Source organism: Nocardioides dilutus, assembly GCF_054779555.1.
In genome coordinates this window covers 968,895-993,958 of record NZ_BAAGYA010000002.1, presented here as the reverse complement: position 1 = coordinate 993,958, position 25,064 = coordinate 968,895, and the positions used below count along the sequence as shown (strand labels likewise).

Genomic DNA, 25,064 nt, shown 5'->3' with positions numbered 1-25,064 from the left:
CGCGGGCGTCGGGCCAGCCAGGTTGCCAGGCACGCGAGGAAGATCATGGCGGCACCCGTGCCCGCCAGGACCCAGCGCGGGCCGGCTGCGGCCGTGAGCGGCCCGGCCAGCCCGGCGCCGATCGGCGATGCCGTCAGCAGAACGGCGGCGCGGAACGCCAGCACGGTCGTGAGCCAGGCCGGGGGTGTCCGGTCCTGGAAGCGCGTGAAGGACAGGGCGTTGTAGGGACCGTAGATCAGCCCGCCCAGTCCGAAGCCGACCATCGAGACCAGGGCGGGGCCGGGAAGGGCGAAGGGGAGCATCGCCAGTCCGTGGCCGGCGATGATGAAGATCATCACCGGCCACAGCGGCAGCCGCCGGAGGCTCCCGGCCGCGAGGGCCCCGGCGACCGCGCCCAGCCCGAAGACGGACCAGTAGAGCCCAAGCAGGCTCGCCCCACCTTGGAGCTCCTGGGCGACGAAGACCGGCAGGGCGACCATGACCGGCCCCCAGAACAGGGCGAACAGCCAGGTAACCGCCAGCAGACCGAGCAGCTCAGGGCTGGTCAACACGATGCGGAGACCGTCGCGAAGTCGCGCGTGAGCCGTCGGCAGAGTGGGGACCTCGGGGACCTGGATGCGGCCCACCTGCACCGCGAGAAGCGCGTAGGACAGGGCATCCAGAGCGATGATCCAGGCGGGAGCGATCACGGTCGTGAGCACGCCGGCCAGCGTGGGTCCGACGAGAGTGGACGCCCACACTGATGTGCTCAGCAGTGCGTTGCCTGCCAGCCGCTGATGGTGGGGCAACAGCTGGGCGACCAGCGCGAACTTGGCGCCTCTTCCCCAGGCGTGAAGCAATGAGGACCCGGCGAGCAGAGCCACGTAGAGCTCAGGAGACAGCTCCCCGAGAACCCAGGCGGTCGGCACCCCTCCCAGGAACACGGCCCGCACGACCGCGTCAGCGCCCAACAACCGACGCGCTGACCGGCGTTGCAGCCAACGGGTGAACGCCAGCGCACCCGCCGCTCCGGGGAGAACGTAGGCGGCCACGGCGATGCCGACGTACGGACCCACGGAGCCTTGCGGAGCCACCTGGATCGCGAGCCACGCAACCGCGACCACGCTCATGCCGTCGCCGACGTCGGACGCTGCGACGGCCGGGACGAAGCGGCGGAACTCCCGGTGTGCGAACACCTCCTTGTAGCCGCGCGGCAGCACACGTGCGGGACGAGCAATGGGCATCGGGCGAGGAAAGCGGTTCAAGTGCGCTTGAAGTCAAGTGGGAGGCGCCGATGTCACCTGAAGGTCAAGACGCCAGCGTGCCGCCGAACACCTGCCAGGCGAGGGCGGACTTCGCGGTGAGGCTCAGCACGATGTAGACCCGCTCGCCGAACAGGTAGTCCCGCCACCGCCCCGTGGCGCGATACTGCAGCCACTGGTTGAGCGCGAAGACGTTGAAGAAGACGAACAGCGACACGAAGATCCCGTAGACGAACCCCGGGGGCGAGGCGTCGGACGTCGAGCCGGGCGAGAGCAGGTAGATCGTGATCGCCACCCACGGGACCACCCCGGCCACGCAGCCGAACACGAACGGCAGCCACCCACCGCCGCCCGGTCGCTCGTAGTGCTCCTGCAGCCAGCCGAACAGGATCATCGAGGCGTTCACCCCGAAGAGCGCCACCAGCGCCGCCACGTCGGAGATGCCGACGAGCTGGGCGATCAGCACGATCATCAGCGACGACGAGAGCGAGTACTCCACCCAGCGGGCCGGGTTGCGCTGCCGGCCCAGGTCGGCGGCGTACGGCCGCCACCACACGGTCGCGACGACGACGTGGGCGACGGCAGAGAGAGCCAGGAACGCCGCCACCGCGAGCCCGGTGGGGATGTCGAAGAGGACGACCGGGTCCTCGGGCGTGGTGCCCGGCGGACCGGTCAGATAGCTCGCGGTCACCGGCAGCGCGAAGTCGCTGGCGAGGGCGACCACCGCGACCGCCTGAACCGCGTGGATCGCGGCGGCGGCCAGGTTGGCCCCGCGGAGACGGGTGCTCGTGGTGGCGTCGGGTGCGTTCACGGCGACGTCACGCGCAGGTCACCGTGTCGGCGGCAGCCAGTCGGCCCAGCTCCCTGAGGCCGGCGGTCAACAGGTCGGCCACCGTCGCGGGCGAGACGCCGAGCAGGTCCGCGGCCTCGCGGTGGGTGAGCCCGCCGTAGACGCACAGCGCGAGGCTCGCGCGCTGGAGCCGGGCGAGCCGGCTCAGCCACACCATCGGCCGCGGGAGCCTCTCGCCATCCGCCGTCCCACTGGGTGGCTCCGGAGCGTGGCGCAGGACCGAGCGCGCCAGCAGCCGCCGGGCGTCGTCGTCGGAGCGGACGTCGGTCGAGCGGGCCAGGTCGGTCATCGCCAGCCGCACCGACTCGGCGGCGGCCTTCTCATTGCCGAGGAGCGCGCACGCCAGGGCGTACGCCGACCCCCCGTGGCGGTCCCACTGGTCCCGGAGGCCCCGGGGCGTGGCTGTCAGTTGCATCGTCTGTCCCTCTTCCGCCGAGGCGTCCGCCCGGCGCACGACCAGACTGCCTCATGTCAAAGGTTTGCACAAGGTTTGTTTAGCCCTAGTCTGTACACGCCATGTACACGATCAAGCAGGCCGCCCGGCTGACCGGCGTCCCCGAGGCCTCGCTCCGGGCCTGGGAGCGCCGCTACGGCGTCGTCGTCCCTCACCGCAACGCCTCGGGCTACCGGGTCTACGACGAGGCGGCGCTGGCGGCCGTCTCGAGCATGCGCCGGCTGGTCGACGACGGCTGGTCACCCGTGGAGGCCGCCGCCGCCGTTCGCAACGGCACCGCCCCGGCCGCCCCGCTCGACGATCCGGTCGCACGAGACACCGCCACTGACGACCTGTCGGGCGCGGAGGCCTCCACCCAGCGCTTCCTGTCCTCGGCGGCACGGCTGGACGCCGCCGGCATCGAGGAGAGCCTCGACGCCGGCTTCGCGCTGGGCTCCTTCGAGCACGTCGTCGACTCCTGGCTCTTCCCCGCCCTCGAGGCGCTCGGCGACGGCTGGGCGAGCGGCGAGATCGACGTCGCCGGCGAGCACGCCGCCAGCGCCGCGGTGCACCGGCGGCTCTCCGCCGCCTTCGACGCGGCCGGCAGCAGGTCGAGGGGCCCGACGGTGGTGGTCGGCCTGCCCCCCGGCGCCCAGCACGACCTCGGGTGCCTGGCGTTCGCCACCGCGCTCCGCAGGAGGGGTCTCGACGTCCTCTACCTCGGCGCCGACGTCCCGGTCGACAGCTGGGAGACAGCCGTCCGCAGCCGCCGCGCGCAGGCGGCGGTGCTGTCGGTCCCCACCCAGGAGGACCGTCCGGCCGCGGTGGCGGTCGCCGAGCGGCTGCTCGCGGGGTCTCCGGCGCCGATCGTCTGCGCCGGCGGATCCTCGGCAGCCGACCTCGCACCCGGCGTGCGGTCACTGCCCTTCGGCATCGGCGATGCCGCGGAGGAGCTCGACCGGGTCGTGCACTGACCGAGCGGTTGCACCGCGGCCCGTGGGGGTACCGCCTCCGCTCAGCGCACATCGACGAAGGGACCCCCGTGACCGACGACAAGGACGCCGCCAAGGAGCTGGTGGAGACGCTCAGGGACGGCGAGCGCGGCTACGCCAGCGCCGCGGACAAGGTCAAGGACGGCGACCACGCCGAGTGGGCGGCGACGCTGCAGCGGTTCTCCGAGCAGCGGGCCGACTTCCGGCGCGAGATCGTCGAGATGGGGCACGACTACGGCGACGACGTCGACGAGAGCGGCACGATGACCGCCGCTCTGCACCGTGGGTGGATCGCCCTCAAGGACGCCCTGACCGGCGACGACCCCGGCAGCGTCCTCGGCGCGTGCGTGACCGGCGAGGACCACGCAGTGCGGAGTACGAGAAGGCGCTCCAGCAGGACCTGAGCGAGGGCTTCTGCGCGGTGGTGACCCGGCAGCACGCCGGGATCGTCGCCGCTCGCGACGAGGTCAAGGCACTGCAGAACGTCAGCTGACGGGCGTCGTCACGAGACCAGGGTGAAGTCCTCGGCGACGTAGATCTCCATCGCCATCGCCCGCCTGACCACTCCGACCTGGGGGGCGACGCTGGTGTAGACGTGCCCGGTGGGAGTGACCGTCTCGATGGTGTGAGGGACGTGGGGGTCCTGCAGCCCGGCTGGTCCGGGCCGGGCTCTGACCCGCCACCCGATCGCTTCCTTGGCCTGGTTGCAGGCCTCGCAGGTGCCCTGTCCGTTGAGATAGCTGGTGGGACCACCGTCCGCCTTGCGCTGGGCGTGGTCGGAGTTGCGGATCGGCGCATCGCACCAACGCTGGCGGCAGATCTGGTCACGCTTCCTGATCAGCGCCGCGAGCATCGCCGGGAACTCCTGTGCCACCGACTCCATCGCGACCAGGCGGCCGTGCTTGGGATGCGTGTAGAGACGGCGCAGCGTCGCGAGGCCCTGTTCCTGCGCGGTGAGGAGCAGGGCGACGGCGATCGCCGCCGGGATCGGGTTGTAGCCCGGGACGATCGCCGGGTCGTCGTCGATGCCGAGCATCGAGGTGTCCGGGATCATCACGTCGACGGTCACGGGCACGGCGTCCGCGGTGGCCTGACCGGTGAGCAGCTCGACCGCGCGGTCAGCCATCAGCTGGCCCATGCTTCGCGGGTCACCCGCGGCCCGGGCTGCCGTGGCATACCTCTGCAGGGCGGCATACGACGCCACTCCCTGGACGACCGGGAGCAGGAGGTTGAGGAACATCATCGTGTCCGGCGCCGGGCGACTGGTGACCCGACGATCCGCGACCGCCTTGGCTGCGCGCTCGACGAACGACTTGGGGTCGAGTCGGTAGGCGAGCTTGTCGACCTCGGCCTCGAGCTGCTTGTTGCCGAGGGTCGCGAGCCACTCCGGGTCGCCGGCGATCGCGAGGTCGACGCGTTCCCGCAGGTTGGCCGAGAGGCACTCGGTGTGCGTCGCGATGATGGCCGCCCGCTCCTCGCTGAGGAGTCCGTGGGTCAGCGCGGCGAAGGTCTCCGGCATCCCGGCCAGCCGGTGGCCGAGATGCTGGATCCGCTTCGCGCAATGCGGGGACACCCGGCGGGCAAGCGCCAGCTGGTGGGCGACGCCCAGCCCCTGCTTCCCGGCACGCACGCCCTTCTTGGCAGCCTCCCGGCGCTGGGACGCCTCGAAGTCCAGGCCGACCCGCAGCTGCACGCCACTGGTGCAGTTCTTGAGCGTCTCCCCCGCGTCGATCAGGTCGATGCGCTGCTGGTCGTCGAGGTGGCCCCAGTCGGCGTTCGCCATCCGGCGGGCGAACTCCCGGACCTCGTCCGGGGACGGCGACAGGTGGGGCGCGGCGACACCGCTGCCCGACCCTGCCTCGTACCCGAGATCCTTCATGCCCACGACGCTAGAGGAGGCCACCGACACCGGCTCGAACTAGCCCGATCGGGTCAGATTGCGGGCCATTTCTCGCAGCCAGGACGGATTCCGCCTACCGCTCGGCTCCCGGACTGTCACTCTGTGCGCTCGCTGTAGGAAGGCCAGGACCATGAGATCTCGATCATGTACGAGGCTGGCGGCTGGCCTGTCGGCCGCGGTCGTGTTGCTGGGCGCTGGCTGTGCGGCGGAAGAGGGAGCCGCCAGCGGGTCGGCAGCGAAGCCGCAGCCTGTCGTCGCAGCGCCGGACTCCGAGAGCTCGGCCTCGCCGTCGGAGCCCTCCGCCCCGTCCGAAACGCCGTCGCCCTCGCCTGAGCCGCCGCCAACGGTGCCCAAGGTCGTCGGCATGAGCCAGTCGGACGCCGAGCAGGCGCTCGTAGAGGCGGGATTCGTCGTCGAGGGACTGACCGAGATTCCGTCAGCGCAGCCTCCAGGCACCGTGCTCAGCCAGAGCGTCAAGGTCGGCACGGTGCTCGCGGCCGGATCTGCGGTCGCTCTGGCTCTTGCCATCCCTTACCCGGCAGTCCCCTCGGTGGTCGGTCGCCTCCAACGCGTCGCCGCCGAAATGCTGCGCGCGGCGGGGTTCGAGGTCGTGGTGGAGGAGCAGACCCGGACCTCCGGCCGCGACGGTGAGGTGCTGTCGCAGACACCCGGCCGAGGCGAGCTCGCCGTGCCGGGTGCGGCCGTCACGATCGTGGTGGCGAACGTCGTACGGGCTGCACCGCCGGCGTCTCAGAACTGCACGCCCGGCTACTCGCCCTGCCTGACACCGGCGTCGGACTACGACTGCGCCGGAGGCTCGGGCAATGGACCCGAGTACGCCGTCGGACCCATCTACGTGACCGGCTCCGATCCGTACGACCTCGACAGCGAAGGCGATGGCATCGCCTGCGAGTGAGACGTGGCTCAGGCCTCGGGCCCTCGACGGACCTGTCAGCCGCGGCGGACCCGCACCTCCGAGACCGCACGGGCCGGCAGGAACACGCCGTCACCGAAGTAGCGGACCACCACCGGGTAGCGGCCCTTGGCGAAGCCGACGAAGGTGGCGTTGCGGCGACCGTTGCGCAGGTCCACCCGCTTCTTGCGCTGGTTGACCTTGATCTTCAGCGACCCGGTCGGTACGCCGTCCATCCCGACGGGCACCACCCGGGTCCGCACCTTCACCCGGCCGCCTCGGCCTGACTCGCGCACCTCGAGCGTCGTCTCGACCTTGACGATGCCCGCCGCGCTGGCCGCCACCTCGGTCGTCTCGTAGCCGGGGCAGGCCAGGGTGATCCGCACGCCGAGCTGCCTTGCGGCGTCCTCGGCCGTGGGTCGGTAGACCTTGCCGGTCGCGCCCGCGATGGCCACCCCGTCCCGCAGCCAGGCGAACCCGGCCGTGGTGCCCTCCGGCTGCCCCTTGGGCAGCCGCGCCTTGAGCCGACCGCCCACCACCGGCGCTCCGACGACCGACGCGGGCCGGGTCAACGACATCGGCTGCTGCTGCGCGGCGTCGATGATCGCGTCGGTGCGCTGGCGCACCTGGTCGAGCACGGCGTACAGCTTGCTGCCCGGGCAGGCCGTGTCGTTGGTGTCGCGGTGCCCGTCGATGACCGGCAGCGTGACCGACTTGCCCGGCCGGAACTTGTCGCTGCCCTCCGAGACGACCGTCGTCGTCCCGCTCCCCCGGAGCCCGAAGCGCGAGAGCTTCCACGCCGCGACCTGCGCGATCGCTTCCAGCACGGCGGAGCTCGGCGCGACCTGGTCGAGGTTGCCGATCACCGAGACACCGGTCGACGTGGCGTTGAAGCCGAGGGTGTGGGCGCCGCGCACCGCCTTGGCCGCACCGCCGGCGCGGCCCGTCCAGATCCGGCCGAACCGGTCGACCAGGAAGTTGTAGCCGATGTCGGACCAGCCCAGGTTCTTGACGTGGTAGCGGTAGATACCGCGCAGCAGCGCCGGGACGTCGTCCTCGGCGTAGTCATTGCTGTTGACCGTGTGGTGCACGTGCACCTGCTGGATGGTGCTGCAGAAGCGCGGACTGCCGTCGCGCCAGCTCTCGTCGGCGCCCCACTGCTTGCGGGAGTAGATCGTCGGGCGCGTGGTCGGGGTCAGCGCACCTTCGCTGCTCCGGCCGTACGTCGCCGGGTCGCGGGCGAACTCGGACCGGACCCGGTCGCCGGCCCGCCGGGCCGGGTGCAGCAGCACCATCGTCAGGTCGGACGGCCGCGCTCCCCCGACCCGGACCTGGATGCCGTCGGCGTCACCGATCCACATCAGCTCCGTGCCCAGCACTCCTCTGCCCTCGCCGGAGCCGGGGTCGGGCAGGTCGTGCAGAGTGCGCACCGACCGCCAGTCGGTCCAGCCGCCCCGGACCCGCGACCTGACCTGCACCTTGGGCTGCGCGGAACGGCCGGCCGCCCAGGTGAAGCCGACCATCGAGTGGGTCGAGGTCCGCAGCTGCGTCGAGCCCCAGCGCCGCTGGCCGACCTGCGGGAGGAGCTCGTCGCCCAGCCGGACCTCGAGCGCGCGGACGTCGGACCCGCCGTCGGCGGAGAGCTGGAGCGCCGGCGGCCCCTCGCCCTTCGACCCCAGCCCGTCCGGGGACAGGAAGACTCGGGCGCCGCCCGCGACGGCGCCCAATGCCAGGCCACCGCCGACCATCGCTTTGAGCAGGGGGCGACGGTGGGTTGCCTCATGCTCCACTCCAGCACCATAAGACACTGCAGCAACACGGCGATGGAGGCTGAGGGTGCGTACGACGACTTGACGTCAGTGCCTCTTGAACTGCTTCTTCGTGGCCTGAGTGACATCAGGCAAGATCTTCAGGGCTCGAATCGTGAGCGTCTGAGCGTAGATGTCGGTCACCTTGATCTTCTTTCCGCACCCATGGCCCTCGGGGGAGAGGAAGTAGTTGTACTCGGTGCGCTTGAGGCGCTTCCACTTGCCCTGGTACCTGACCGACAGCCGGGCGACCGGATTCCGGTGGTCGATCACCTGAATCCCGCACCACCATTGGCTCGACCCGACCTTGTACCGAAGAGAGATGCCGGCGGCGGCCTTCTTGGGGCTCAGGAGCTTCCAGGTAATGGGAGTCTCGCCCGCTTGACGATCGTCGAGCTTGTCAAAGGCCAAGGGGTTCAGGTCGAGCTGGTGCAAGCGGCACGATCCCGGGCACAGATTGGTGATCCGGACGATGATCGACTTGCCGTTCTTGACCCCCGTGACCTTGACATAGTCGCCACAAGCGTTCGCCGTGTCGTAGTCGTAGGTGTTCATGGCCGCGGTCATGACCTCGGTACCGGCATCGTACGAACAAGCCCCCGCGGCACCGTTCGCGTCATAGAAAGTCGCCATACCGGTGTACTTCTTCCCCGGCTTGATCCTACGCGCCAGGGGAGCCTCGTCGGCCTTCATCGCCGGCACCGCAACGGTTGCCGCTGGGGCGCCCGAGCTCGCGGCCGCGACCTCCGAGGCGCCGGACCCGAGCGCCACCGCGCCGCCGCCGACCGCGAGCAGCGCAGCGGTGACCGCTGCGATCCTCCATTGAACGTTCGCGACCATGAAGAGCCCCGATTCCATTCCGATGTTCGATAGCAGCCTCACCCTGGCAGACCCCTGGACCCCATGACCAAAGGCGCCCTGAACTTCGCCGCCTTCACGGATCCACACCCGGGCAGAAAGGGGCCCGCCGCGACACTCACTCGGATACCCGCCGCGGTTCCTTTGCGCCCCGGGCCATCGGCTGTTCGCTCGTGCACTGCGAGTTGGTTCAGACTCGAAACACCCTGCCGGGCAGAACCACGGCGCTCGGGCCCCCGGGCCCGCGAGTGCTTCGAGGGCGTCCCTGGGATCCACCACGAACGTGAGCCAATCAGCCGAAGCCCGCCAGCCCAGGCGGGATCGGCTCGCGGAACGGTGCGACGCGACTGGCCGAGAACCCGCGTCCTTGCGCCCAGGATGCCGCGCCAACCCGTTGGCAGTCCTCCCGAGATGAGACGGCGCGGCCGTCCCACCGTGGGTCACGACAGCGTGCGGCGGCAGGCCCGGATCGCGTTGCTTTGGACGAGCGACGCCCAGCGCCGGCGCCGGCTCGACTTGGTCCCCAGTTCTCGGTATTCCGCTCGCGTGCGAAACGGAGAAGAGTCGAATGCACCGAATTCCGGACGGAGACCCCCATGACCCACCGCGGCATGATCATCCAGCCAACCCGGATTGCCATACTGGTGGCAGCGTTCGTGAGCCTGAGCGGCGCGTTCCTCTGGGCGCCGCGCGCAGATGCCGACAGGCCCGCCGGGGTACCCAAGACCACCGTCGAGTTGTACGACGACTTCGGCAAGCCGGGCTACTCGTTGGCGGACTACCAACAGAAGTGGACCAACCCCTACGGTCTCGGTGAGATGGCGTTGACCGACACCCGTTCTTTCGCCCGCGGAGCGTTCACGGTCTCCGCTGTGCCGTTCCGCACCGGCGCAGACTTCAGCGTCTTCGATCACCTGAAGTACATCGCGATCAGCAACAAGTCGTTCCCTGTACCGGTCACGGGCTCGGTCGAGATCAGCTCCACGATCAAGGCTTCGACGCCGGGCACTGAACCCGGTCGGGTCATCCACGGCACGTACCTCGAGAGCGGGGCTCCCTACGCCGAACCCACCCTGGAGGGCCAGCAAGCGGGCGTGGTGATGAACGTCGTGGACTTCAGCACCGGGCAACTCTTCGACTGGTTCGTCTCAGGCGGCACGGCCTTCGCCCTCATCGAGCGCCTGCCGTCCAACGTCACTGGCAACGCCCCCGAAGGCTCTCCGGAGTACGTAGGGCGGGAGAAGATGTACACCCAAATCATCAAGGAGATCCCCGCCTCCCGGGGTACACACAGCGTCAGCATTCGCTTCAACCGCGATGCCAACGGGAGCTCGGTGGACTACTTCTTCGACGGCAGACTGATCGCCCACGTCAACAACGTCGGTGTCCCTCTGGATGTTCAAGATGTTGACTACAGCGGCATCTACCCCTCGCTTGGAGCCGGCGAGGACCTGAGTGGCAAGGTGAACAGCCTGGTGATCGGCCACGGCCTATTCAGTCTGCTCGACGCTTTCCCCTTCCAGCACCCCGAAGCGCCCGAGCTCTCGGTCAGCATCCCTCTCAACGAGCGACTCTTCGGCCAAGGCGCCACTGGAACCTTCGACGAGTTCAAGGTCAAGACGGTCACGCGTTGAACCCAAGCATCGCCACCCCGACTACCCGAAACCGGCCGTTGATCGAGGTCGAGCCCGAGCGGTTCGAGCAAATAGTCCGAGAGGCGCTCGACGGGCTACCCGGGGATCTGGGCGAGCTCCTGAGCAACGTCGCGGTCACAGTGGTCCTGTCCGGCGGCCGGCCGGGCCTGCTCGGCCTGTACTAGGGCATTCCTTTGCAGGGCGTGAGTACGGGCAGCCCGCGTCATAGCGCCGCCGCTAATGCTCTCGTCGTAGGGTGCAGCGCACGAACCCGGCTCGGACGAGCTCAAGGCCCCTCGGATTTGAAAGCGATTCACCGCTCGCCGTGGCCCGCGACTCCCGAACCTCACGGGCGGCGCTCCTGGGGAGCTCCACAGACAAGGCTCGGGAATCGCGGGGACCCAGCTCGACGCCCCGAGAGCCCCGATCACCCCAGCACGCGACCGATGGCCATGACGCCCTGGGGGTCGTAGGTCCGGATCGCCCGGCGCAGGCGTGCGCGCGTCGCCTCGTCGTACGCGTCGGCGTACTCCTCGGGGGTGAACGTGAAGTTCGGCAGCCGGCGACCGCCGGTCCACGGGCGCATCGCCTCGAGGATTGCGGCCGCGTGGTCCTCGACCCCTGGGACCTCGGAGATGCCGACCACCAGCAGCGAGTAGGCCGCGTCGCGCGAGGCGAAGGCTGCGGGGTGCTCGCCGGGGCGAGCGATCGCCCCGCCCATCTGGCGCACCTCGACCAGGATCTGCGGCGACGCCGCCCCCGGCCCCGTCAGTGCGAGCAGTGCGTCCATGGCCGCTGCATCGAAGTCCGTGAGCACCGCACCCGCCTCGAAGGCCGGCGTCGGGTCGAGCGGGTCGGTGTGCACGGCGTCGATCTCGGTGTAGGGCCTGTCCGAGACGTCATCGAGGATGACCGGAGCAGCGGCGCGGATCTCGGCGAAGCGCCGCTCACCCTCCGCGGCGTCGCCGGTCCACACGTAGCGCACCGACAGCGTGAGCCGGTCGGCGAGCTGCGGAGGCACGCCGGGCATGTCGGGCAGCTGGAACAGTGCGATGGAGGTGGTGGCCAGCTCGGGCAGGTCCTCCGACCAGTGCAGCCACCGCTCGATCACGGTCGCCGCGTCGTCCCCGTCGAACCACAGCGAGCCGCCGTAGAACGTGGGCTGGTGGACCAGGTCGAACTCGATCGCGGTGACGATCCCCAGCATCCCCTTCCCGCCGCGCAGGCCGAAGAAGAGCTCAGGGTGGTCGGTGGGGGTGGTACGGCGCAGTTGGCCGTCGCCGGTGACGACCTCGATGGCGCGCACCTTGTCGATGGCCATCCCGTAGGTGCGGGCCATGGGGCCGAGGCCGCCGCCGGTGGTGTAGCCGACCACGCCGACGTCGGTGATCGAGCCGGACAAGGGTGCCAGACCGTACGGCGCGGCCGCCTCGACGACCTTGAGCCACTTCACACCGGCTCCGACCCGGGCCCAGCCCTGCGGGTGGACGACGACCTCGTCGAGGCCGGCAGTGGTGACGAGCAGCTCGGTCGTCAGCTCGGCCATGGGGCCGTGGCCGGTGGCCTGCGGGGTGACCCGCAGCCCGTGCCGGGCGCCGTAGCGGACCGCCTCCACGACGTCCCCCGCGGTGGCCGCGGCGACGACCACGGCGGGCCGCACCGGGATCGCGAGGTTCCACGGCGAGACGAGCGCGTCGTACGCCGCGTCACCGGGGACGGCGACGGTGCCGGTCGTCCGGGCGTCGAGCTCCGCGAGGCCGTCGAGGGCCTCGAGACGCTCGGGGGCGATGCGGTCTTCGGTGATGGTCATGATTCCTCCGGGTCCAAGTGGTGGTGTGGGAGCACCACCGTGGAGCCGGAATCTTGAGACGAACTTGCCGACGACTTGAGCGGCAACTTGAGACGGCGCGCTCAGTCCTGCTTCGCAGGGGGATGCGGGGCGAGGAACAGCCCTTCGGGGTCGGCCGCCGCCCGGACGTCGACCAGGCGCTGCCAGGCGCTGGCCGGCAGGCCGCGCTGCTCGTCGATCTCGTCGTCGACCATCAGGAGGTACGCCGAGTCGTTGGTCCACGGCTGGAGCGCGTCGATCACCTGGTTGGCGCTCGCGCGGACCGCCGCCCACCCGGCGCCCTGGTCGATCCCCACGCCGAGCGCGAGGAAGGAGCCGTCCATGCGGTCGAGTGCTCCGCCCCGCGGGGCCCGTCGTGCCAGTGCTCCCCCGAGCTGGCGCAGCTCGAGGAACAGCAGGTCCGACTGCGATCCCGGCCCGGCGGCTTCGACCAGCGCCTCAACGGCGTCCCCGGGCATCGCGTCGAGCAGGACGCTGTTGGCGTAGACCGCTGTCGGCGCGAGCGGATCGAGCTGCAGGTGCGAGAGGGACGTGGCCGAGCACTCGCCGAACGTGTCGATCTCCGGTCGGAGCGCCCGCAGCGGGGCGAGCAGGGAGGCGGCTGCGTCGCTGCCCGCGAGCACGGCGGCGTCGACGACGACGAGCCGGCGGCCCCTCATGTCGGCCGGCAGCCAGGACTCGTCGGGCACCTGGAACAGCCGGGCGACACTGGTGACCGACTCGGGCGCGGTCGCGCACCACTCGGACCAGGTCGTCAACACGCGTGCGGCGTGGGACCAGTCCCACGCCATCATCCCGGCATACACCGTGCTCACCGGGAGCAGGTCGAACTCGAGCGCGGTGACCACCCCGAACCCGCCCCCGCCTCCGCGAGCCGCCCACAGCAGGTCGCTGTCGGCGTCGTCGGTCGCGCGCACGGACGTGCCGTCCGCCAGCACCAGCTCGACGGCCGTGATCGCGCTGCACTGGAGACCGTGCTGCCGCGCGTACCAGCTCAGGCCGCCGCCCAGCGAGGACCCGACGACGCCCACGCTGGGGCTGGAGGTGTGATGCGCGGCCAGGTGCACGCGGCCGGCACGCTCCACGACGTCGCCCCACAGCACTCCGGCGCCGACCCGTGCCGTGCGTCGCGCGGCGTCGATGCGCAGCTCGGTCATCGCCGAGGTCCGCAGCAGCACGGCGTCAGCGAGGTGGCCAGACAGCGGCGGAGCGCCGTGGCCGGTGCCCTGGGGTGCGACCCGGAGGCCGGCCGACGCTGCTGCGCGCAGCACGGTGGCGACCTCGTGGGGGAAGGCCGGATAGGCGACCGCGGCGGGCCGCGAGTCCGCCTGGAGGTTCCAGGGCATCCGCGCCTCGTCGTACGCCGCGTCGCCGGGCAGGTGGACGGCGCCGCCGCACAGCCCGCGCAGTACCTCGGCGCGGGGCGCGGTGGGCTCGGGGATCATGGGGTTCCTCACGATCGGGGCGCTCCAGGATGACCGGACCGACTTGAGGCTGACTTGAGACCGGCCGCAGCGAGCGCCGCCTCCGCGTCGCGCGCGACTGATCGGGCCCCGCACGCGCGGGCTGTGGAGAGCGCGGCCTGCAGCAACGGCACCGCCTCGTCGGCGGGGACCTCCGCGCAGCGCCCCAGGGCGAGCCGGGCGCGAGCCTCCTCCAGGACGGCGTAGGTCCCGGTCAGGACCTCGACGGCCTCGCGGAGGTCCGGCGTCCCGTCGGCGCCCCGCACCTCGCCCAGCACGCGCAGCGACGGCCCGAGCGCGGTGGGCGCACCCCACTCCCGCAGGAGCGCGACCTCCTCCTGGGCGACGGCGACGGCCTCCTCGTCGCGTCCGAGCGCCGCCAGCGCCCGGGCCATCGGTGCCCGCCAGGAGGACCACACCGGGTTGGCGACCTGGGGGTAGTCCCGGTGCGCGCTGAGCTCGCCGAGCGCCTCCTCAGGTCGCCCCAGCTCGACGAGCAGCCGGGCTGCGGCCTCCCTCAGCAGCCGTCCACCCTCGCCGACCCAGGGCAGCTCCCGAGCCTGGTCGAGCGTCTCGGCCGCCGCTTCCAGGTCGCCGAGGTCGACCTGGACGCCGATGGCGAACGCCCCTGCGTAGGTCGAGGTGGCGCCGGACGCGCCCCACTCCTCCTGCTGCTGCACGGCGTCGCCGATCGACCGCAGCGCGTCGTCGAGCCGCCCGTGCCGCCACTGGCTAAAGCCTCCCCAGAGGGTCGCCGAGAGGGTGGCGAAGATGTCACCTGTCGCCTGCGCCCGGGCCAGGGCCCGGTCCCAGAAGTTGCCCACGTCGTCGTCGGCCAGCAGGCGGACGGTCGCCGCGAAGACCCAGAACAGGCCGTTGTCGATCTCGAGGAGGCGGTCCCCCTCCAGGGCGAAGCGCGCCAGCCGGATCGCCTCGGCCCGGTCCTGGACGTCGCGCAGCAGCTCGTAGGACAAGGTCGCGGCGAGCATCCGCGCCCCGTCTCCCGCACCGGAGACCTCCGGCATCGGGCCGGCCCGGTAGGCGTCCGCGGGAAGTCCGTGCATGTAGCCGGTGATGCGCTGCAGGGCGAGGAGGCCCTGCCGCTCGTCGTCGAGACCGTCCGGGAGCGCCGAGGCCGCCTCGCGGGCGAAGGCGGTCGCCACCCCCGGAGGCGAGGCGAAGAGGTGGGTCCGGACGATGCCCATCGCGAGCAGCGCCTGCTGGCGCGGGTCGTCCAGGGCGGCGTAGGCCTCGGTGAGGTGGGCGACCGCGGACGGGCCGTCGACGTTGACCTCGACGCGGCCGAGCTCGACCAGCACGTGAACGCGGTCGGGTCCGGTGACGGGCTCCTCCAGCGCCCGCCGCAGCAGCGCGACGGCCGCTTCGGGAGCGCCTCGCGAGATCGCCGTGCCGGCCGCGGCGCGCAGGATCTCCACGGTGGCCGCGCTCCCCCGGCGTGGTGCGCGCAGCACGTGCGCCGCGACCTGCTCGGGTGCCGCCCCGTGCTGCAGCAGGACCTCGGCCGCCCGCTCGTGGTGCAGCGCGCGCTCGCCGGCCGAGAGGTCGTCGTAGATGGCCTCCCGCACCAGGGGATGGACGAAGGTGAGGTGCCGCTCCTCCTTCAGGATCTCGCTGCGGCTCAGGGTGTCCAGGGCGGCGGCCACCTGCTCCTCGGGCTGCCGGGCCAGGGCCGCCACGGTCGGCAGACCCGCGTCCTCACCGAGGACGGCGACGGCGCGTGCCACGGCGGTGACCGCGGGCGGCATCCGGCGGAGCCGCAACGTGACCAGGGCCGAGACGGCGCGGGAGCCGACGGCCCGCACGGTGTCGACGTGGGAGACGTCGGGCGGGACCCCTTCGTCGGCCAGGGCCCGCAGCAGCTGGCGCAGGAGCAGCGGGTTGCCCGAGGTCATCCGGTGGCACGCGTCGACGAACGGGGCCGCCCCCTCGCCCAGCCGCTCGTGGACCAGGGTCGCGGCCGCGTCCGCGCTCAGTGGGGCCGGGCGGAGCACGGTGACCGACGGGTCGAGGGCGAGCTCGGCGAGGAGTCCCTCGTCGGGGTGCTGCTCGCCCGTTCGCATCGCCAGCGCCAAGAAGACCGGGACTCCCTCGAGCCGTTTGACGAGGTAGGCCAGGTAGCGCAGCGACGCGCTGTCGCACCACTGGATGTCGTCGACGCAGACGACCAGCGGCCCCGCCTCGGCCAGTTTCACGGTCAGCCAGTAGAGGCCGTGGAGCACGGCGAAGCCGCCCTGGGGCACCGGGTCGTCGCCCGCGCCGTCCTCGAACACCGGCGTGGCGGCAGCCGCGGCGCCGGCCAGCAGCGTGCTTCCTGCGCCGGCCTCGCTGAGGCACGGGTCGAAGAGCTGGCGCACCACCCCGAACCCGTAGGACTGCTCCAGCTGGCTGGCCCGCGCGGAGAACACCTGGGCCCCGGCGGCGCTCGCCAGGCGCACGGTCTCCTCGAGGAGCCGGGACTTGCCGATGCCGGCCGGACCCTCGATGAGCAGGGAGCCGGGTCGCCCGTGGGACAGCTCGTCCACCATCCGCCGCAGCGTCGTGAGCTCCCGCTCCCGGTCGACGAGGTCGGTCGGCGTGACCGGTGCGGGGGTCGACTCCCCCACCGACAGGTCCACCGGGAGCCGCGGGGCCGGAGCGTCGAGGCTTGGTGACTGGGCGAGGATCTCGGCCTCGAGGGCCCGGAGCGCGGGGCCGGGATCGACGCCCAGCTCCTCGGCCAGCGTCTCGCGGGCCCGGCGCAGCGCCTCCAGCGCACCCGCCTGCCGCTGGGCCCGGTAGAGGGCCAGCGCCAGGAGTCGCCAGCGCTCCTCCCGGAGCGGGTCCTCGGCCACCAGCGCCTCGAGCTCACCGATGACCACCGCGGCGTCCCCCTGCTGGAGCCGCGCCTCCAGCAGGCGCTCGCGCGCCACGGCGCGCAGCTCGCTGAGCCGCAGGGCCTCGGCCTCGACCCACGGCTCGCCGAGATACTCGGCGTACGCCGGACCGCGCCACAGTCGCAGCGCCTCGTCCAGCGTGTGCACCGCGTCCGCCGGCGCGAGGCCTGCCGCGGAGTCGACGGCGCGTTCGAAGCACCACGCGTCCACGGAGTCGGGCGGGAGCCGCAGGACGTAGCCGGCCGCCTCGCTGGCGATGACACCGTCGCGCCTGCGGGCCCCGGCCTCAGGTTGGAGACGCCGCCGCAGGTGGCTGACGTAGGCCTGGACGGCGCCGGCCGGGTTGGCGGGTGGGTGGTCGCCCCAGACACAGTCGGCGAGACGTTCGGGCGAGACGACCTGGTCACGCAGGATGACCAGGGCCGCGAGCACGGCGCGCTGGCGTCGCCCGCCGAGGTCCACACCGGCGCCGTCACGGGTGGCGGCGAGCTCGCCGAGCACCCGGAGCCGCACCGCCGTCCCGCCGTCCACCACCCTCCCCACTCGCTTCCTCGAACAGGCGGCGATCCACCCGGAAGGCGCGTCAGGCAGCGCGCCCCTCAAGCCACTCCCAAGACCGGCTCAAGAGTCCCGCGGCACGGTCCTCTCGGCAACCCCGCCACACCTGTCGAGGAGGACGAGAATGAACCTGAAGTCGAAGACCACCGCCCTGATCGCCGCACTCGTCGCTGCAGTGATCAGCGCCGCCCCGGCGACCGCCGCTCGGCCACCCGCCGTCGACCTGCGCGGCGCGAGCGTCGGCTCGTACGCGCTCGATGCCGCCGGCACCGCGCTGCTCAGCGGTGCTGTCTCGGGCAAGCCGTTCGGCGGCGAGTACTCCGCGACGCTCGCCAGCTCGGACGGGAGCCTCCCGGCCCCTGGGACCTGCGAACCCGCCACCGCCACCCTGCAGGTGACCGGCAGCAGGAGCCGCTACCTGCACCTCGCCGCCACCGGAGAGGTGTGCGGCACCTGGGCCGACGCGACGTACGTCGTGACCCACAGGTTCGTGGGCCGGTACGTCGTGACCGATGCGTCCTCACGGAGGCTGCGGGGCACCGACGGCTGGATCTCGGTGATCCTCGCCACCGAGGGGCGGGCCAACGTCGAGGCGATCGACACCTGAGCCGGGACGGCTCGCCGGACGGCTGGCTAGACCCCCATCCGGCGGGCCACCCGGTACAACTGGCAGCCCAGGCAGACGCCTGTGGCAGCGTTCAGCACAGCCGATCCGAGCGCGACAGCGGTCAGAGCGAGGCCGGCCCGGTCGATGCCCGCCACGAAGCAGACCAACGCCGCAGCGGTGACCAGGAAGCCGACGAGCTGCCCGAACCGATGCGGCCGGGCGTCCTCGAGCGCGGCCGGTGCCTCGACCCGCGGCCAGATCACCCGCGCGTAGAGCTGCGCCCACACCGACCACTGGAAGCTGACGAAGGCGGTGAACGCGAACACCGCGACCTGCGAGGCGAGCAGGCCGAGAGCCAAGGGTCGGGCAACGTCGAGGACGAGCAGGCTCAACGCCAGGACGCCGGCTGTCGCGCCCGCGCTGAACCGCGGAAGGCGCGGATCGAGATGGGCGCGTAGCGGGCACGCCCGGAACCCGGTGTAGGGCATGCGGCCTCCAGGGACTGGCGTCGACGGATCACGATACCCAGCGCTTCACACGGCGCTCGTCGACCGCGGGCGCGGGCTCGGGTCACCTATCCTCAGCGCGTGCGGGTGAGGGTCCTGGGCGCCACCGAGGCGTGGCGCGGTGAGGAGCGGTTGCTTCTCGGGAGCCGCAAGCGACGGGCGCTGGTCGCCGCCCTGGCACTGTCGGGTGGCCGCCCCGTGTCGGTCGATGCCCTCGTCGACCTGCTCTGGGGTGACTCACCGCCGGACGGCGTCACCGGGACTCTGCAGGTGTACATCTCCGGGCTGCGCCGGGTGCTCGAGCCCGACCGGGCGCCGCGGGCGCCGGCCTCGGTCCTGGTCACCGTCGAGCCCGGCTACGCGCTGGTGCTGCCCGACGGCGGGCTCGACGCGGATCGCTTCGACCGGGCGGTGAGCGACGCGCACCGGCTGCTGGCAGCGGCCGGCGGGCAGGCGGCACCGGCCTGGGCCCCGGCCCCGGTCCCCGTGTCCGACCTGCGTGCGGCGCACGCCGGCCTGGGCGAGGCGCTCGACCTGTGGCACGGCACGCCGTACGTCGAGCTCGAGGACGCCCCCGCCGCGGTCGCCGAGCGGGCCCGTCTGGAGGAGCTCCGCGCGGTGGCGCTGGAGGACCGGGCCGTGGCCGCGCTCGCCCTGGGGGACCACGCCACGGTCTCCGGCGAGCTCGAGGCGCTGACCGCGCGCTACCCGCTGCGCGAGAGGCTCTGGGTGCTGCGGGCACTGGCGCTGGCCCGGGCGGGTCGCCAGGCGGACGCGCTCGAGGCGCTCACGACCGTGCGCACCGTGCTCGGCGAGGAGCTCGGCCTCGAGCCCGGCTCCGAGCTGCGCTCGCTCCAGACCGCGGTGCTGCGCCAGGACCCGGCGCTGGCGTGGTCGCCGCCGCCCGGCGGTGACGTGGTCACGGTCGAGCCCCCGTCCGCGCCCTCCGCGTCCGTCGCGGCCGTCGCGGCCGTCGCGGCCGTGACCCTGCCGCCCTGGCCGCTGGTCGGCCGGGACCGCCAGCTGACGATCCTCATCGAGGCGTGGGCGCGGGCGGAGTCCGGCGTCCCGGCGTTCGCCGCACTCACCGGTGAGCCGGGCATCGGCAAGTCGCGGCTCGCGGCGGAGCTCGCCGGCCACGTCGTGGCGCGCGGCGGCCGGGTGCTGGTCGGTCGCTGCTCCCAGGACGACGGCGCGCCCGCGCTCTGGCCGTGGCAGCAGGTGCTCGAGCAGCTCGGCGACGAGCTCGAGGAGGGCGGCGAGGAGGACGAGGGCGCAGAGTTCCGCGTCCGCGAGGGTCTGGCGCGCCGGGTCGCCGACGCTGCCGCGGCCGAGCCGGTCCTGCTCGTGCTCGAGGACCTGCACTGGGCCGACGTCGCCAGCCTCCGGGTGCTGCGGATGCTCGTCGACACCGTCACCACCGGCCGGCTGCTGGTCGTCTCGACCTGGCGAGCCCACCCCGAGCCGACCGGCGCGCTCGCCGACGTCGCCGAGTCCCTGGCGCGCCGGCACGTGGACCGGTTGGAGCTGACCGGCCTCGACGCCGGCGACGTGGCCACGGTGGTGGGCGCGGTGGCCAGCGTGGTCCCGGACGACGACCAGTCGCGGCGGCTGGCCGACCGCACCGACGGCAACCCCTTCTTCCTCGTCGAGTACGCCCGCCTCGCCCGCGACGGCGGCGACCTCACCGCCCTGCTCGAGGGCGCCGACCCCCCGACCGCGGTCACCGACGTGCTCTCCCGGCGGTTGGCGAGGCTGCCCGACGACACCCGGGCCCTGCTGCGCTGGGCGGCGGTGCTCGGGCGGCGGTTCTCCCTCGCCGACCTCGCCACCATCGCCGACCTCGGCGAGGACGACGTGCTCGACCGGCTCGACCCGGCCGTCGACGCCGGCCTGGTGCGCGAGCTCGGGGCCGACGGGTTCACCTTCGCCCACGCGCTGGTGCGTGACACCGTGAGCACGGCGACGAGCCCGGCCCGCCTGGCGCGGGCGCACGCCCGGGCGGCCGAGGTGCTCGAGTCGCGGCCCGGCCGCGAGAGCGAGGTGGCGCAGCACTGGCGGGCCGCCGGCCCGGCGTACGTCGCCCGCGCGTGGCGGGCCGCCGCGGCCGCCGGCGCCGTAGCCCGTCGCCGGCACGCCTCGGACGCAGCGGTCGAGCTCCTCACCGCCGCGCTGGACGCGGTCGTGCTGGACGCCGACGCCACCGCCGAGGACCGCTACGAGCTGCTGATGGAGCTCGCCGAGGTGCACCGCTGGACCGGCAACTGGCTGAGCCTGGTCGAGGCGGTCGAGGCCGCGATCGGCGTGGCCGACGAGGTCGGTGACGTCGAGCTGCTGGCGCGCGCCGGCACCGGCCTCACCCGTGGCGCCCTGTGGCAGTCGCCCCGCCACGGTGACCAGCACGTCGTGGTCGTCGACGCCCTGCGCCGGGCGCTGGCCAGGCTGCCCGACGAGGACTCCGAGCTGCGCGCCCGGGTGCTGCTCGCGATGTCCACCGAGCTCTACTACGTCGTCACGCCCGAGGAGCGCGAGGGCCTGGCCGACGCCGGGCTGGAGATGGCCCGCCGGCTCGGTGACGCCGAGCTGCTGGTGCACGCCTGCGAGGTGTGGGCGGTCGGCGCCTGGCGGGCAGCCACCGCACGGCGGCGGGTCGAGGTGGCGGAGGAGGGGGTGCGGCTGGCCCGTGAGCTCGGCCACGAGCGGTCCTACGTCAGCTGCCTCACCTTGCTCGCAGTCGCCCTCGGCGAGCTCGGGGAGCGGGCTCGGCAGCGCGAGGTGCTGGCCCTCGCCTTCCCCGAGGCCCGGCGGCTGCACCTGCCCTACGCCCTGCTCGTGCTGGAGACGATGGAGATCCCGTGGCTCGGCATGGCGGGCCGGATCGAGGAGCTGAAGGACGCGCTCGAGCGGGTCATCGAGATCACGGCCACTAATGCGCCTGCCGCAGGCCGAGGACGGCGTGACGGGCGCGATCGGCTCGCTGCTGCTGTGGGAGGACCGCGTCGACGAGCTCGCCGAGCTGCTCAAGGCCACCGCCGAGGGTCCGCTGCCCACGACGGCGCTTCACGCGGCCATGTACTGCCGCCTCGGCCAGCTCGACCAGGCCCGCGCCGTCGTGGCGGCGCAGGGCCCGATCGACCTGTCGGCCGACAACTGGTTCTCGATGCTCAACTGGGGCTCCGCCGCCGAGGCGGCCGCCGGGATGGGCGACCGCGACCTGGCGGCCCGTGCCTACGAGAAGCTCGCGCCCTTCGAGCACCACACCTGCGTCGCCGGCTCCGGGCTGTGCATCGGCCCGGTCACGGCCTTCCTGGCCCTGGCCGCGTGGACGGTCGGTGACACCGACCTCGCCACCCGGCACGCCGACCGGGCCGAGGAGCAGTGCGCGGAGTGGGGCATCCCCCTGGCGGCGCACTGGCTGCAGGAGCAGCGGGAGCGCTACGGGTTCTGACCTGCTCGGCGCCGAGTCAGCGGACCTCCACCGGCCCGGACAGGTGGGCGAGCGCCCGGCGCTGCTGGCGCCGGAAGCGCCCACGGGTGAGCAGCCACATGAGCCGGTGCGCCCGGCCACCCGGTTCGGCGAAGATCCCGTCACGGATCTCCGGCGGCACCCCCTCCACCGCCCACGGCACCAGCGCCAGCAGGGTGCGCAGCGGCAGGTCCGCCCGGAAGTGCTCCTCGTCGATCGCCTGCCACTCGGCAGCGGTCAGGCGGCGCTGGATGATCGCGATCGCCTCGGTCTCCTCGTGACGCAGGTGGTCGGCCAGCTGGGCGCGGGCCGTGGCGAGCCGTACGGCGAGGGTGGCGCGGGCGTCCTCGTCGGCGTGCTCGCGAAGCCGGGTGAAACCAGCGGTGCAGGCGGCCAGCATCGGGTCGATGCCCTCGTGCTCGGCCTCCATCGCCTGCAGCACCTCGACCTCCTCGGGCGTGGCGACCTCGAGCAGGCGCGGCCACAGGCCGCGGTCCTCCCCGCTGTGGTGGTGGTGCAGCGCCTCGGAGAACAGCGTCCACCGGTCGGCCAGAGCGACCCAGGCACTCCGGTCGGTCGCCGGCGTCACCGCTGCGGCCGCCGCGAGCGTGGCCAGGTCGCGCCGGAAGGCGTGGTGCATCACGTACATCATCGTCATGTCGACCGGGCCCGGTTGGGCGGCGGTCTGCCCGGGCAGCCGGATCTGGGTGGGCCAGGCCGGGGCCGTCGGGTCGGTGGGGTTCTGCGTCATGGTCATCGCAATCGGTCCTCTCGGGTGTCGGTGGAGCCAGGCTGCGCGGAGCCGCTTGACCCGCGGTTGGACCTGACTTGAGTCGGCCGGCGGTCTCAGGCTGCTCAGGCGTCAAGTCGGGTCCAAGTGCTCCTCAAGCGGGGCGGGAGACGGTCCTCGCACCACATCAATCCGCACCAAGGAGCAGCACATGAACCGCATCCTCGACCGCCTCGGCCGGTTCTCCGCCGGCCACCCGTGGCGCGCACTCGCCCTGTGGGCGGTCGTGCTGACCGCGGTGATCGGGCTGGCCGCCACCCTCGGCGGTCCCACCCAGGAGAACTGGAACGTCGACAACGCCCGCGCCCAGCGGGGCATCGAGCAGCTGCGCGAGCACCTGCCGGCCGCCGGCAACGCCAGCGCCCAGGTCGTCGTCCAAGACGACACCGCGCTCGACCAGGGAACCCTGACCGAGCTGAGCGACGACCTCGCCGGGCTCGACCACGTCCTGAGCGTCGACCCGCCCCGGCTGTCCGCGGACAGCGACACGGCCCTGATCTCCGTCGCCTACGACGTGCCCGTCACCCACCGCGACCTGATGGGCAAGCTCGAGCCGCTCGAGGAGGCCGTGGCGCCGTACCGCGATGCCGGCCTCCAGGTCGAGCTCGGCGGCGAGCTGCCCGGCACCGCCGCCGCCCCGATGGAGGGCCGCGGCGAGATGATCGGCATCGTCGCGGCGCTGCTGATCCTGCTGCTGATGTTCCGGTCGGTCGTCGCCGCCGGACTTCCGGTGGTGGTCGCCGTGCTGGGCCTCGGCCTGGGCCTGACCGGGGTCACCGTGCTCAGCGGCGTGATGGACGTCAGCCCCACCGCCCCCACCGTCGCCGCGATGGTCGGCCTCGGCGTGGGCATCGACTACGCCTTGCTGATGCTGACCCGGATCCTCGAGCACGTGCGGGCCGGCGAGGGGTTCGTCGACGCGGCCGCGCACGCCTCGACCACCGCGGGCCGCTCGGTCGTCCTGGCCGGCACGACCGTGCTGGTGTCGCTGCTGGGCCTGAAGCTCTCCGGCGTCCCGACCCTGGAGGCCTTCGGCTTCACCACCGCCATCGCCGTGGTGGCGGTGATGTTCACCGCGCTGGTGCTGGTGCCGGCCCTCGGCTCCCTGCTCCGCAACCGGCTCACCCCGCGCGCCGTCCGCCGCGGCCGCACTTCACGCCCGGCGGGTATGCGAGCCGAGCGCTGGGCCCGCCGGATCGCCGGCCGTCCCGTCCCGTGGCTGCTCGCCGCCGCGACCTTGATGCTGGTCCTCGCGGCGCCGGTGCTCGACATGCGCACCTGGCCGCAGTCCGGCGGCGACGGGGTCGGGGACACCACCACCCGCCGCGCCTTCGACCTGGTCTCCTCCGAGATCGGCGCCGGCGCCAACGCCCCGCTGCAGGTCGTCGTCGACCTCGGCCGGGCCGGCCAGCAGGGCGTCGCAGAGGTGACCCGCACGCTCGAGGGCCGTGAGGACGTCGCGACCGTGGCCCCGCCGGTGTTCTCGCCCGACGGTGAGATCGCCGTGGTCAGTGCGGAGTCGGCGTACGCCGACAACGACCCCCGCAGCGCGGACCTCGTCGGCGACCTGCGGGCCGACCTTCCCGACGGCGTCGAGGTGACCGGCAACCTGGCTCTGTTCGCCGACATCGCCGACCTGCTGGCCGTCCGGCTCTGGCTGGTGATCGGGTTCGTGGTGCTGATCTCGGTGGTGCTGCTGACCATGATGTTCCGCTCGGTCGCGGTGCCGCTGAAGGCCGCGGTGATGAACCTGCTCAGCGTCGGCGCGGCGTACGGCGTCCTGACCGCGGTGTTCCAGTGGGGCTGGGGCCTGGAGCTGCTCGGGCTCGACCACGCCCGGCCGGTCTCCTCGTGGCTCCCGATCCTGATGTTCACCGTCCTGTTCGGGCTGTCCATGGACTACGAGGTGTTCCTGCTCTCGCGGGTCAAGGAGGACTACGACCTCACCGGTGACCCGCACGGCAGCGTCGCCCGCGGCCTGGCCTCGACCAGCCGGGTGATCACGGCGGCCGCCGCGATCATGGTGATGGTGTTCTTCGGGTTCGTCACCGAGATGGACGCGCTGATCCGGATGCTCGGCTTCGGCATGGGCGTGGCGATCCTGCTGGACGCCACGATCGTCCGGATGGTCCTGGTGCCGGCCACGATGAGCCTGCTCGGCCACCGCAACTGGTGGCTGCCGGCCTGGCTCGACCGGGTCCTCCCACGGCTCGACCCCGAGGGCCACGGGCACGCGGCGCCGGGTGCACTCCCGCCGAGCCGAGAAGCCGAGCTGGAACCCGTCGGCTGACCGCACTCGAGG

At 72.7% G+C, this 25,064-nt stretch carries 19 protein-coding genes and 1 pseudogene; 9 read left to right on the top strand and 11 right to left on the bottom strand.

Annotated elements, in window-relative coordinates; all coding sequences use genetic code 11:
• Positions 1-29: 29 nt before the first annotated feature.
• The 3 genes and pseudogenes from ACYVC6_RS14385 to ACYVC6_RS14375 form a co-directional block, all read right to left on the bottom strand.
• Positions 30-1,223 (bottom strand): annotated as a pseudogene (locus tag ACYVC6_RS14385) (MFS transporter); the annotation flags it as partial.
• Positions 1,224-1,287: 64 nt separating this feature from the next.
• Complete coding sequence (heR, locus tag ACYVC6_RS14380) at positions 1,288-2,052, bottom strand: heliorhodopsin HeR (protein WP_460715064.1); 765 nt, start codon at positions 2,050-2,052, stop codon at positions 1,288-1,290.
• A gap of 7 nt (positions 2,053-2,059) precedes the next feature.
• A complete protein-coding gene (locus tag ACYVC6_RS14375) occupies positions 2,060-2,506 on the bottom strand; it encodes an RNA polymerase sigma factor (RefSeq protein WP_460715063.1) in 447 nt (148 codons plus the stop codon).
• Positions 2,507-2,607: 101 nt separating this feature from the next.
• Between ACYVC6_RS14375 and ACYVC6_RS14370 the strand changes: the two genes are divergently transcribed.
• The 3 genes from ACYVC6_RS14370 (at position 2,608) to ACYVC6_RS14360 (ending at position 4,009) form a co-directional block, all read left to right on the top strand.
• Entirely contained in the window at positions 2,608-3,498 is an 891-nt protein-coding gene (locus ACYVC6_RS14370; RefSeq protein ID WP_460715062.1) for a MerR family transcriptional regulator, read from the top strand.
• Between the two features lie 68 nt (positions 3,499-3,566).
• Complete coding sequence (locus tag ACYVC6_RS14365) at positions 3,567-3,920, top strand: ferritin-like domain-containing protein (RefSeq protein WP_460715061.1); 354 nt, start codon at positions 3,567-3,569, stop codon at positions 3,918-3,920.
• Entirely contained in the window at positions 3,860-4,009 is a 150-nt protein-coding gene (locus ACYVC6_RS14360; RefSeq protein ID WP_460715060.1) for a hypothetical protein, read from the top strand. The genes ACYVC6_RS14365 and ACYVC6_RS14360 overlap by 61 nt, the downstream gene beginning before the upstream one ends.
• Before the next feature lie 9 nt (positions 4,010-4,018).
• On the opposite strand, the gene ACYVC6_RS14355 is transcribed toward ACYVC6_RS14360, so the two are convergent.
• Positions 4,019-5,395 (bottom strand): 13E12 repeat family protein, encoded by a 1,377-nt coding sequence (locus ACYVC6_RS14355; protein ID WP_460715059.1) that lies wholly within the window; start codon positions 5,393-5,395, stop codon positions 4,019-4,021.
• 151 nt (positions 5,396-5,546) lie between these two features.
• Here ACYVC6_RS14355 and ACYVC6_RS14350 point away from each other — a divergent pair, with 151 nt between their 5' ends.
• Positions 5,547-6,332: a PASTA domain-containing protein gene (locus ACYVC6_RS14350; protein ID WP_460715058.1), complete on the top strand. Its 786-nt coding sequence runs from the start codon at positions 5,547-5,549 to the stop codon at positions 6,330-6,332.
• A gap of 35 nt (positions 6,333-6,367) precedes the next feature.
• On the opposite strand, the gene ACYVC6_RS14345 is transcribed toward ACYVC6_RS14350, so the two are convergent.
• Positions 6,368-8,119, bottom strand: a complete 1,752-nt coding sequence (locus ACYVC6_RS14345; protein WP_460715057.1) for a peptidoglycan recognition protein family protein — start codon at positions 8,117-8,119, stop codon at positions 6,368-6,370.
• Between the two features lie 66 nt (positions 8,120-8,185).
• Complete coding sequence (locus ACYVC6_RS14340) at positions 8,186-9,085, bottom strand: expansin EXLX1 family cellulose-binding protein (RefSeq protein ID WP_460715056.1); 900 nt, start codon at positions 9,083-9,085, stop codon at positions 8,186-8,188.
• Between the two features lie 506 nt (positions 9,086-9,591).
• Between ACYVC6_RS14340 and ACYVC6_RS14335 the strand changes: the two genes are divergently transcribed.
• Positions 9,592-10,629 (top strand): DUF6081 family protein, encoded by a 1,038-nt coding sequence (locus ACYVC6_RS14335; protein WP_460715055.1) that lies wholly within the window; start codon positions 9,592-9,594, stop codon positions 10,627-10,629.
• A gap of 38 nt (positions 10,630-10,667) precedes the next feature.
• Positions 10,668-10,814 carry a hypothetical protein gene (locus ACYVC6_RS14330; RefSeq protein ID WP_460715054.1) on the top strand — a complete coding sequence of 49 codons (147 nt, stop codon included), beginning with the start codon at positions 10,668-10,670 and terminating at the stop codon, positions 10,812-10,814.
• A gap of 242 nt (positions 10,815-11,056) precedes the next feature.
• Here the strand turns inward: ACYVC6_RS14330 and ACYVC6_RS14325 are convergent, their stop codons facing one another.
• From ACYVC6_RS14325 to ACYVC6_RS14315, 3 genes are all read right to left on the bottom strand, one after another.
• Positions 11,057-12,439 (bottom strand): FAD-binding oxidoreductase, encoded by a 1,383-nt coding sequence (locus tag ACYVC6_RS14325; protein ID WP_460715053.1) that lies wholly within the window; start codon positions 12,437-12,439, stop codon positions 11,057-11,059.
• 101 nt (positions 12,440-12,540) lie between these two features.
• Complete coding sequence (locus ACYVC6_RS14320) at positions 12,541-13,935, bottom strand: FAD-binding oxidoreductase (protein ID WP_460715052.1); 1,395 nt, start codon at positions 13,933-13,935, stop codon at positions 12,541-12,543.
• Positions 13,932-17,378 carry a BTAD domain-containing putative transcriptional regulator gene (locus tag ACYVC6_RS14315; RefSeq protein WP_460715051.1) on the bottom strand — a complete coding sequence of 1,149 codons (3,447 nt, stop codon included), beginning with the start codon at positions 17,376-17,378 and terminating at the stop codon, positions 13,932-13,934. The genes ACYVC6_RS14320 and ACYVC6_RS14315 overlap by 4 nt, the downstream gene beginning before the upstream one ends.
• Positions 17,379-17,517: 139 nt before the next feature.
• Between ACYVC6_RS14315 and ACYVC6_RS14310 the strand changes: the two genes are divergently transcribed.
• Positions 17,518-18,000 (top strand): hypothetical protein, encoded by a 483-nt coding sequence (locus ACYVC6_RS14310; protein WP_460715050.1) that lies wholly within the window; start codon positions 17,518-17,520, stop codon positions 17,998-18,000.
• A 26-nt stretch (positions 18,001-18,026) separates the two neighbouring features.
• Here ACYVC6_RS14310 and ACYVC6_RS14305 read toward each other — a convergent pair whose 3' ends face one another.
• Positions 18,027-18,488: a DUF4395 domain-containing protein gene (locus tag ACYVC6_RS14305; protein ID WP_460715049.1), complete on the bottom strand. Its 462-nt coding sequence runs from the start codon at positions 18,486-18,488 to the stop codon at positions 18,027-18,029.
• 99 nt (positions 18,489-18,587) lie between these two features.
• Here ACYVC6_RS14305 and ACYVC6_RS14300 point away from each other — a divergent pair, with 99 nt between their 5' ends.
• Positions 18,588-21,842, top strand: a complete 3,255-nt coding sequence (locus ACYVC6_RS14300; RefSeq protein WP_460715048.1) for a BTAD domain-containing putative transcriptional regulator — start codon at positions 18,588-18,590, stop codon at positions 21,840-21,842.
• Between the two features lie 128 nt (positions 21,843-21,970).
• On the opposite strand, the gene ACYVC6_RS14295 is transcribed toward ACYVC6_RS14300, so the two are convergent.
• Positions 21,971-22,729 carry a hemerythrin domain-containing protein gene (locus ACYVC6_RS14295; protein ID WP_460715047.1) on the bottom strand — a complete coding sequence of 253 codons (759 nt, stop codon included), beginning with the start codon at positions 22,727-22,729 and terminating at the stop codon, positions 21,971-21,973.
• Positions 22,730-22,913: 184 nt separating this feature from the next.
• On the opposite strand from ACYVC6_RS14295, the gene ACYVC6_RS14290 reads away from it, so the two are divergent.
• The gene (locus ACYVC6_RS14290; protein ID WP_460715046.1) at positions 22,914-25,052 is read left to right on the top strand and encodes an MMPL family transporter; all 2,139 of its coding nucleotides are present in this window, start codon (positions 22,914-22,916) and stop codon (positions 25,050-25,052) included.
• Positions 25,053-25,064 lie beyond the last annotated feature (12 nt).